Here is a 10207-nt window from a genome sequence, read left to right on the forward strand (position 1 = left end):
CGGCTACGCCGCGAAACCGAGCCAGAGAATTGATGTGGGGCCGCCATCCGGGTGCTCGCGCACCCGGCAGGGAGCTGCCGGCCCTCCGGGCCTATTGCGCAGTAACTGATGCGACGTCCCGAGCGAAAGGCGACTATTAAAAGTCGCATGTTCCAAACCGTGTTTTCCGGGACGAAAACTCTTCATGGCGGTGGGCGCAGCACCCGGCACTGAGCTTTCACCGCTCCGCGGCTAGATCGGCTGATTTTCTCAGCATTCATGGCGTTTGTAAGCCCGACGTTCGCGTAGTAAGCGGTCGGGCCTGCCGCCATCCCGAGGCCTTAAGGCCAGGGGCTCACTACCGCTTTTCGGACATCGCGCTGCGTAGGTGATCAAAACTTCTTTTGCGGATAGACTTTGGACTGTTGATGATCCAGTTCTCTCTGTGGAACCTGTTTGATGAAAAAGAAACTTACGTTCGTTGCCGTTTTGGCTTCGCTGCTTACTTTTCACGCCACGCCCTCGCATTCGAAGGAATCACCAGCCATCGCTGATTCACCCCTGCTATCGCCCTGGACCGGACCTCGCGGCGGAGTTCCGCCCTGGACTTTGGTGAGGACCGCTGAATTTGTGGACGCTTTTGATGTCGCGATCGCACGAGCCGACGCGGACATCGAAGCCATCGCCAACCAAACTGAACCGGCGACTTTTGAAAACACGATTGAATCACTCGAACGGGCTGGCGAAGATTTACAACGGTTGCAATCCATCTTCTTTGTGCATTCATCCAACCTGAATCTCGGGCCGCTGCCTGACATCGAAAAGTCGGTCGTGCCAAAGTTGTCCGAACACGAAGACCGGACTTACCAAAACAGCAAACTGTTCGCTCGAATCGAAGCCATCGCCACCAGTGACGCGATGACCGACGGCACGTTCTCGCTGGCTCAAAAGCGATTGGCAAAAGACTTGCACGAAACGTTTGTTCGCCAGGGTGCCAAGCTGGACGGCAGCCAGAAAATTCGACTGTCCCAGATCAACACACGACTCGCTCGACTGTTCACTGATTTCAGTCAAAACGTATTGGAAGATGAAAAAGGTTACGTGACCTGGATCGATGACGAGGCTGAATTGGCTGGTTTGTCCGACAGTTTGATTGACGCGATGCGAAGTGCCGCAGTCGAACGCGACGAAAAGAATGGCAAGTGGGCGATCACCAATACGCGTTCGTCGATGGATCCGTTTTTGACCTACTCGGCCAACCGACCGCTACGTGAAAAGGTCTGGCGAAACTATTACAGCCGAGGCGACAACGGGGATAAGCACGACAACAACGCGATCATTTCAGAAATCCTGAAACTGCGTGCCGCTCGTGCCAAACTACTTGGCTATGAAACTCATGCCCATTGGCGAATGGAACCCACGATGGCCAAGGATCCGTCGGCTGCGATGGATTTGATGTTGAAGGTGTGGCCCAAGGCGGTTGCCCGAGTCCGTGAAGAGGTCGCCGATATGCAGGCGATTGCGGATGAAGAGGGTGCCGATTTGACCATCGAACCCTGGGATTATCGCTACTACGCCGAAAAGGTTCGTAAAGCAAAGTACGACTTGGATCTGGCCGAAGTTAAACCGTACCTGCAACTCGACAAGCTAACCGAAGGGATGATGTGGTGCGCGGGCGAATTGTATGGCATGCAGTTTGAACAGTTGTCTGGCATTCCCGTTTTCCATCCTGACGTGACGGTTTGGGAAGTCACCGGACGCGACGGCAAGTTTGTGGGGCTGTGGTATTTGGATCCGTACGCTCGCGAAGGCAAACGTAGCGGTGCTTGGATGACCGACTATCGCGAGCAAAACAAACTGGATGGCGAGGTTCGTCCGATCGTTTCCAACAATTCAAACTTTGTCAAAGCCGGTGAAGGCGAAGTGACATTGATTTCTTGGGACGATGCGACGACGTTGTTTCACGAATTCGGACACGCGTTGCATAGTCTGTGTTCGGATGTGAAATACCGTTCACAGTCGGGCACGAACGTGGCTCGCGATTACGTCGAATTTCCGTCGCAGGTCAACGAGCATTGGCTGTCAACACCCGAAGTGCTGTCCAAATTCTGCCTGCATTACGAAACAGGCGAACCGATGCCGAAGGATTTGATCGCGAAGATCGAAAAGGCGGCAACGTTCAATCAGGGCTTCGGAACGACCGAGTATCTGGCCAGTGCGTTGATCGACATGAAGCTGCACTTGGCCGGTGACGCCGACATTGACCCGGACAAGTTCGAACGAGAAACGCTGGTAGAACTAGGGATGCCATCGGAGATTCCGATGCGTCACCGAACGCCACAGTTTTCACACATCTTTAGCAGCGATTCGTATTCCGCCGGTTACTACAGCTACCTATGGGCCGATGCTTTGACGGCGGATGCAGCCGAACGGTTTGAGGAAGCGGGCAGTTTCTTTGATCCAGAAGTGACCAAGAGTCTGTACGAAAACGTGATGAGCGTCGGTGATACGATCGACCCGGCCGACGGATTCCGCAATTTCCGAGGTCGCGATGTCGATACGAAGGCGTTGTTGAGAAAACGCGGCTTTCCGATCGACTGAATCTGAAACGGTCTACATCTTCGCTCGCCCTCGATGACAATTGGTTTGAATGTACCTCTTTGAAAATCCCGTCTTGCAACGCGAGTTGCTGGTCAACCTGCGTACTCGGCGGGCTTTTCTGTTATTGGCGGTCTATCAAGTTTTGTTGGCCGCGGTTGTCTTGCTGGCTTGGCCGACCGATGAACGATTGGATTTGACCGTCAGTCCTCCGTCGGCCAAGAAGCTGGTCAACCTGTTCTTTCTGGGGCAGTATGTCATCGCATCGTTGATGGCTCCCAGTTTTGCGGCGGGAACGATCACGGGCGAGAAAGAACGGCGGACGTTCGAGATGCTGCTTGCCAGTCCACTGCGGCCGGCCGCGATCGTGATCGGCAAGATGGTTGCCTCGCTGACACACCTGGGCATGCTGATCCTGGCATCGCTGCCGATCATCGTGTTGTGCTTGCCGCTGGGCGGTGTCAGCGTCTATGAGGTCTTGGCGGCGTACTTGGGTTTGATCGTTTCAGTGATTCTGTTTGGGGCGATCGGAGTTTTTTGCAGCAGCTATTTTTCGCGGACCAGTAGTTCACTGGTTGTTAGCTATCTGATCATCTTGCCGATGGTGATGGGCAGCGTGATGACGTGGCGGGCGCTGGAAGGCGATGGTGAGTTGCGGTTGAAGGTGGCGCTGTTGATCGTGCCCGCCTTCTTTTTGTCCGCGGTGATTTTGATGTGTGCTGCGGCGGCCGGTCGGATGCTGTATCCGCCCGACATGGGCAGCGAAGGCAAGGAAGTGGTCGATTTGGAACGCGAAGCCGAACAAGCCGTCGGTTTGGTGATCCAGCCGGACCAGTTTCCCGATCGATTGTTCGCTCCGCCAAAGAAGAAAGAACTGATGCTGGACGGAACCAATCCCGTCTACGACAAAGAACTGCACAGCGAGATTTTCAGCCAGGGCACTCTGATGCTAAGGCTAGTAATTCAGATCAGCATGCTGCTGGCGATTCCGTTGATGGGAGTCTTCCTGTTTTGGCAGATCGAGCGCTGTGCCTGGTTCTCGGTTTACGTGATCGTGTTCAACATGCTGGTCGGCCCCGTCTTTTTGGCGGGCAGCATGACCAGCGAACGGGAACGACAAACGCTTGATCTATTGCTGACGACGACTTTGACGCCTTGGCAAATTCTATGGGGCAAGTTTGTCGTCGGGTTTCGCATTTCAGCCGTGTTGACCGGTTTTTTATTGTGGCCGCTGCTACTGGGCACCGCACTGAATTCCAGTTTTTGGACCAATTGGATCGCCGTGATCCTGTTTTTCGCAGTCGTCGTGATGGTTTGTCTGGTCAACGCGACGGTTGCCCAGGCGTGTTCGCTTTTTGCAAGGAAAACGTCGATCGCCTTGATGAGTACCTATGTGATCCTGCTGCTGCTTTACGTCGTCCCGCCATCGATCGTCTCGTTGATGCAGATTCTAAACTTCCAACCCGACTCGATCGCAATCGGTCAATGGTTTGGATTCAGCAGCCCCTTTTCCGCGTTGTTTGCGATCCCGCTCGACCAAAACCTCAGCCGATCGGCCGATGAGGCCTTGGCCAATCCAGGGAACCTGCAAATCGTCGTTGGTTACTTCGTCTTCAGCCTTTTCCTGGTTTCCGGGTGCGTCGCAGCAATGGTGTTGCGATTGAAAGCACGCCGCGGGCTGTCCGAGTAAAAAGTAAAAGTAGGACGAGTAAACGTAGGCCGGAACAAGGCTTTGCGCAGTTCCGGCAATCCAATGCAATTGCCGGAACTGCGCAAAGCCTTGTTCCGGCCTACGGCTTCGACGTCGATCTCGCCACTACTCGGCTGCGTTGGCGAAATCACCGGCGATTGCGACCACCAATTTGTCGGGCACGATGTACTTTTGGATCGCGGCGTTGACCGATTCGACGGTTGCGGCTTGAATCTGTTCTTCGTGCTTGACGTGGTAGGCCATCGTTCGTTCGTTGAACATCGAACTTAGCAACTCGCCTGCCATCGCAGCGTCGCTGGAACGGCGGACTTTGGCGGCTTGCAAGTAAGCAGTCTTGGCTTCGGACAGTTCCTCCGCCGTGATGCCCTTGTCTCGGATCAACTCGATTTCTTCCATCATCACTTCCATCAACCGGTCTTTGTTGCCCGGATTGGTGATCGCATAAAGAATGAAATCGACTCGGTTGTCTTTGGTTCGCGGCGAAACACTGCTGCGAACGGTGTAGGACAAACCTTCCTGTTGCCGAACTCGGTTCCCCAAGCGACTGCTCAGCGAACCGCCGCCGAGAATGTAATTGCCCAAAACCAGCGAGGCGTATTCGGGACTGTCGTCGGCCAACGCGTATTGCTGGCTGCTAAACATGAACGCGTTCGCCTTGTCTGGCGTTTCGATCAAAGCGGTCTGACCGTCAATCTCTGGATGCGGATTTCGATCAACACGCACGTAAGCAATCTCGGTATCGAAGTCAGACAATTGCTCCTTAATCAACTGCTTGGTTTCCTCCAGATCGAAGTCACCGACCATCGCCAGTTCGCCTTTCTGGTTGCTCAGGAAATCATCGTGCAGTGATTCAATCTGATCGACTGCGACTGCTTCGTACATCGCAATCTCTTCGTCGATCGTTTTGACGTAACGGATATCGTCTGGTTGGTAGGGCGACAGGATCCGGTTGACTTCACGCGGAGCCAGGGCCTGCGGTTCGGTCGTGCTTTTCTGCAAGCTGGTCACAATTTGCCGCTTTATGACCGCCAGCTCTTCGGCGTCGAAACGAGGATTGCGGATCACGTCGCCGACCAGTGAGATGACTTCGGGTAGAAATTCACGTTTCGTTTTGACTCGCAATTGCAGCAGCCCGATCGTCGAATTGATCGACAATTCCGCTCGCAAACGGGTCAGTTCGTCTTGCAGTTCGGTGTAGTCCAGTTTGTCGGTACCGCGAGACATCAGCATGCCCATCAATTCAACAGCTCCGATCTTGTCTTTTAGCGTGTCGCCGGTTCCAAAACGCAGCGTCAGCAACATGGACACCGTCTCGCCGCGAGTTTTCTTGGGCATCAGGGCGTATTCGATCCCGCCGACTAACGTGCCACGCTCGGTACGCTCTTCAATCGCCATCGGCAGCGGCTCGAACACTTCGCCGGCCGCCATCGCTTCGCGTCCTTTGTAATCCTTCAAGACCGAACGCAAATCCGGAGCTTCCGGAATGGTCGCTCGCACGGATTCTTCGCTCGGCAAGAATCGGCCCAGCGTGCGGTTGTTTTGCGTGAAGTACTTTTCGGCAACGCGTTGGACGTCTTCGACCGTCAAGGCTTCGATTGCGTCGCGGAACAGGAAATACAATCGCCAGTCGCCTTGTGCGGCCCAGTCGCTAAGCGAAACGGCAAGTTTGCCGGTGTCGGCGGATTCCAATTCACGAGCCTTCAAGATTTGCTGAACGGCGCGGTTGAGTTCCTTTTCCGTGATGGGTTCTTCGGCGAACGATTGCTCCATCAATTCCAGCAACGTGCTCTCGGCCACGTCCAACGGCGCGTCCACGGGGACTTCGGCGATCGACATGAACAAACCAGGTTCAGCGAAAGCGTAGGCAAGTGCGTAGGTGTTGGACGCGATCTTGGTTTCGACCATTTTCCGATACAAACGTCCGCTCGGTTCGTCACCCAGGATATAGACGAGTGCTTTGGCGGCGGCAAAATCGGGATGGCTGCTGGCTGGGATGTGATAAGCGGTGCCAACCAATTGCACTTCACCGACACGTCGCAGCGTCACCGTTCGCTCACCATCTTGGGCCGGTTCGGTGGTGTAGGTGGGATCGATCGGCGTATCAGGTTTCTTCAGCGCCCCAAAGTACTTTTGCAAATGCGACAACGCTTCTTCGGGTTCAAACTTGCCCGCCACGATCACCATCACGTTATCGGGCCGGTAGAACTTTTTGTAGAACTGACGCAGCTTGACCACTGGCACACGTTCGATGTCGCTGCGGTTACCGATCGTTGATTGGCCGTAGTTGTGCCAATCGTAGGCAGCCGATTGCATCCGTTGCATCAAGACGCGGATGGGCGAATTTTCGCCTCTTTCAAATTCGTTGCGGACGACCGTCATCTCGCTTTCCAGGTCTTCGCCCTTGATGTTACTGTTGACCAGGCGGTCGGCTTCCAATCGAATCGCGAATTCTAAGTTATCGCCGCTCGCTGGCAGAGTTTCGTAGTAATTGGTGCGATCCATCCAAGTCGTACCGTTCATCGAATTGCCCGCACCACGATCCTTCAACACCTTGGGAATGTCCGGATGCATCGGCGTGCCTTTGAACAGCATGTGTTCCAAAAGGTGCGCCATCCCGGCTTCGCCGTACCCTTCGTGACGCGATCCCACAAAGATTGTCATGTTGACGGTGACTGTTTCCTTGCTGGCGTCGGGAAACAACAATACGTTGACGCCGTTTTCGAGTTCGTACTGCGAGATGCCCTCGATGTCGCGAATTTTCTTGGGTAGATCTGACACAGCGGTTCCTTGGGAAGCATTCGCATCGGCATTGTCGGCTGACGCTCGAATCGTGAAGGCAAACATCGACGATGCGAGCAACGCACTCACCGTAAGAAATTTGTGCGAGGATAGAATCATGTTGAAGGCCACAGTCATACTCCATTGATTTGATGGCGGTCTTGAAAGTCGGTCAGTGTTAAATTGTACCGAGTTCGTCCACCATTTTTAGGATGGGCAATTTATTTGTGAGCCGCTGGCGGTCAGGGTCCAGAGTTGGTCAGGGGCCGCAGGCGGTCAGGGGCCGGGGATTTTCGTTGGCCCGGCCGCTTACGCGTCGCGGCTCACATTCGCTTTGACGCCAAAGGAATGATTGATCATGTCTGAATCATGGACCACCGTCGCTGAATCCGTTGCGATTGACGAAGGCAAAGCGATCGAGGTCGTTGCCTCGGTCGATGGCACGCAGCAGGTGATCGCGATTTTTCGCCTTGATGGAATACTGCATGCGATTGACGGCATGTGTGCTCATCAGGGCGGGCCGATCGCCGAAGGCAACGTCCAATCAGGTTGCGTTACCTGTCCATGGCACGGTTGGCAGTACGAAGTCGCGACCGGAATCGAAATGATTCATCGCAAACCGCTGCAACGAATTTTTCAGGTTCGCGAGCGTGATGGCGTCGTGCAGTTGCAAACTTCTTGAGATTGCAAATTGCTTCTTGCAGTTTCGTTGGCATTGATTCGTGTCAACGTTTCAAAATGCTGGCTCACACGTTTGGCGCGGATGCGCACCGGAGCAGCTTATACCGACTAGCACCGTTTGCAGCATGCAACGACACGTGTGCCGTTTATGGGTGTCGATCCGCGAGCGAGGAAAGATCAGAACGCAGGGCGCACCAAAGCTTTCTTACTGCTTTGCTTTCAATCGCGACGATACGTCTTCTGTAGCAGCAGGGATTCGATCGCAAGCGTCGGGCTTTGATCGAATCCCCCCCTCCCTTCTGCTAACCACTGATCCGCGTCAACGATGCGAACAAGATCAGTGGCTGATGCGAGTTGGAGGGTCGGTGCGGTTTTGCAAGTTGGTCCTGAAACCACGAAACCCTCGTCGCTGATAGAAACCACCCTTCTATCAGCCAATGACGACGCGTTTCGCACTTGCCGAACTGCCACCGGTCCTTCAACAACGCACTGGCCAGAGCAACAGTCAGCTCTGGCCTTCAGCGATCCCGACGATGCCTCCCCAATGCATCTGAACCATGACGGCTGGACGACGCCAACCCTCCCTCCCCCCTGCAAACCCTTCCCAATAAAGCGGGTCTCCCATGGCAAAAAAAGATACCTTCCGAATCGTTACACGTGGCACCGACGGTAACCTTCTGATTCGCGATTATATGAGTTGTGATCCCATCATCGATTCGCATCAACAAATCGGAACAGACGATTGTAGTACCGATCTTGAACTCCGCGGCATGCCGGTGTTTCGCGGCTTGATCGGACCAATGCCAGAAGGCAAAACGGTCGTCCGCTACGAATCGCCTGAGGTATTTGAATCGCTGACGAAGGAATGGGGAGCCGCCAAGCCACGGCGAAGAACGCGACGTCCGTCGAAAAAGCAAGTCGAAGCAGCCGCCACAGTTTCGTAGACGCTACAGTCGAACCGGTCGGGCGTTCATCACTTGGCTGACAATTTGAATGCCAAGGATGCCGTAGTAAAAATACTGGAAGAACCCGTAAAACGGTTCGGCGCTGCCTAGTTGCAGCCCGCGCACCAGTCCAGCGATCGGCAACAGCGTCACGACGACGGTTGCCGCGGCGCAGATCGCGAATCGCTTGGTCGTCAGCATCGAAAAAGTTGCCGCGATTGGGACTGACAGTGCAAACCAGTACATCGCTGCCAACAATCCGCTGCTCCAGTTGCCGGTGACGGCGGAATAGAGAATCGAAAAAACGGACAGCCCAAGCGAAGCTGCTAAAATGTTCGACGCCCAGAATTCTTTTCGCGTCAGCAGATGGCGACCGAAGGCATGAAAACGCAGAAACGTGTTGAACAGTGGCGTGGCGACCCATGACATGACTGCGAACAGCACGTACGCGATGATGATCGGTGTAACAAACGGCCGTATCGCGGGTACCGAATCAGCGACGCTGTTTAAGACTTGGACCAGAATCCATGCGCCAAAGATCAGCATCATGCCGGCTTTCTGGCCTAGGCGGCTGATCCAAACGTAGTAACGGTAAACGCCGCGAAAGATTATGCTGCGACTGTTCAGGGCGTTCATCATGCCGTCGCGAGCGAATTCGTTGGACGGGTTCAGACGCAATGCTTCGCGAAACGCAACTTGCGCTTCCTTGTGCCGGCCCGCGTTCAGCAGCGTGTGACCGTGCGCGGCATGAGAGCCCGCGTTATCCGGATCGCGGGCCAGTGTTTGCGCGGACGAAATCATCGCTTCATCGGTGCGGCCCAAACGTTCCAAGGCCATCGAACGAAGGTTTCCGCAATCGATGTTTTCCGGGTTAACCGACAAACCCGCCGTGGCTGATTTGAGAGCAGCGTTATAGTTGCCTTTCATCAAATACATCTGAGCCTGCAAGCCGTAGTATTCCGCGGTTTCAGGATCCAAACGAATCGCTTCTTCGATCGAATCGAGTGCGTAGTCGGTTTGGCCTCGCGCGTCCCAGACCAATGTCAAGACATAGTGCGTGTACGGTTCGTCCGGCGCACCCGCGACGGCTTTCTTTGCAGCATCGGTGGCTTCTTCGAGTCGAGATTTATCGACCAGCAAACAGATCGCCAAAAACGCCTGCAGTTGGCTGTCGTCGGGATCCTCGGTCAACGAACGACGAATCTCGCGTTCGGCTAACTCGAAACGCGATTGCGAAATCAGCAGTTGGATCTTGGCGTAGGGATCATGCATGGTGTGTGAAGTAAGGGGCTTTCAACCTCTCCCTTGAATGTGTCGTGCAATTTTTTCGGTTTCTTTTCGCGTCGCCTAAACGATGTTTCACCTCTCCCATCCCGCGATCATAACGCTGGTGAATAGTCCCAGCGGGACGGAAGCTCTTTGCCGGGGATGTAAATCCCCGGATGGCAGCTCTATATCTCACCAATTCTCTGTAACCAATTCTCTGGCTCGGTTTCGCGGCTATGCCGCGAAACCG

Annotated in this window: 6 protein-coding genes; 4 read left to right on the forward strand and 2 right to left on the reverse strand. The window is 54.6% G+C overall.

Annotated features, from left to right (window positions below):
• Nucleotides 1-438 precede the first annotated feature (438 nt).
• Nucleotides 439-2580 (forward strand): M3 family metallopeptidase, encoded by a 2142-nt coding sequence (locus RC85_RS23495; RefSeq protein WP_084422969.1) that lies wholly within the window; start codon nucleotides 439-441, stop codon nucleotides 2578-2580.
• A 49-nt stretch (nucleotides 2581-2629) separates the two neighbouring features.
• Nucleotides 2630-4267, forward strand: coding sequence for an ABC transporter permease subunit (locus RC85_RS23500; protein WP_068267187.1), 1638 nt, complete (start codon nucleotides 2630-2632; stop codon nucleotides 4265-4267).
• 126 nt (nucleotides 4268-4393) lie between these two features.
• Here RC85_RS23500 and RC85_RS23505 read toward each other — a convergent pair whose 3' ends face one another.
• Nucleotides 4394-7156 (reverse strand): M16 family metallopeptidase, encoded by a 2763-nt coding sequence (locus RC85_RS23505; RefSeq protein WP_235033122.1) that lies wholly within the window; start codon nucleotides 7154-7156, stop codon nucleotides 4394-4396.
• Between the two features lie 268 nt (nucleotides 7157-7424).
• Here RC85_RS23505 and RC85_RS23510 point away from each other — a divergent pair, with 268 nt between their 5' ends.
• Together RC85_RS23510 and RC85_RS23520 are read left to right on the forward strand one after the other, a co-directional pair.
• The gene (locus tag RC85_RS23510; protein WP_068267188.1) at nucleotides 7425-7748 is read left to right on the forward strand and encodes a Rieske (2Fe-2S) protein; all 324 of its coding nucleotides are present in this window, start codon (nucleotides 7425-7427) and stop codon (nucleotides 7746-7748) included.
• 622 nt (nucleotides 7749-8370) lie between these two features.
• Nucleotides 8371-8691, forward strand: coding sequence for a hypothetical protein (locus tag RC85_RS23520; protein ID WP_068267190.1), 321 nt, complete (start codon nucleotides 8371-8373; stop codon nucleotides 8689-8691).
• 3 nt (nucleotides 8692-8694) lie between these two features.
• On the opposite strand, the gene RC85_RS23525 is transcribed toward RC85_RS23520, so the two are convergent.
• Entirely contained in the window at nucleotides 8695-9963 is a 1269-nt protein-coding gene (locus RC85_RS23525) for a tetratricopeptide repeat protein (protein ID WP_068267191.1), read from the reverse strand.
• Nucleotides 9964-10207 lie beyond the last annotated feature (244 nt).

Origin of the sequence: Rubripirellula obstinata, assembly GCF_001642955.1 — a bacterium.
Taxonomy (GTDB): Bacteria; Planctomycetota; Planctomycetia; order Pirellulales; family Pirellulaceae; genus Rubripirellula; species Rubripirellula obstinata.

Bases quoted from the DNA above. Each gene is read 5' to 3' on its own strand.
- RC85_RS23495 (WP_084422969.1), top strand. From the start codon at position 439: ATGAAAAAGAAACTTACGTTCGTTGCCGTTTTGGCTTCGCTGCTTACT.
- RC85_RS23500 (WP_068267187.1), top strand. From the start codon at position 2,630: ATGTACCTCTTTGAAAATCCCGTCTTGCAACGCGAGTTGCTGGTCAAC.
- RC85_RS23510 (WP_068267188.1), top strand. From the start codon at position 7,425: ATGTCTGAATCATGGACCACCGTCGCTGAATCCGTTGCGATTGACGAA.
- RC85_RS23520 (WP_068267190.1), top strand. From the start codon at position 8,371: ATGGCAAAAAAAGATACCTTCCGAATCGTTACACGTGGCACCGACGGT.
- RC85_RS23525 (WP_068267191.1), bottom strand. From the start codon at position 9,963: ATGCATGATCCCTACGCCAAGATCCAACTGCTGATTTCGCAATCGCGT.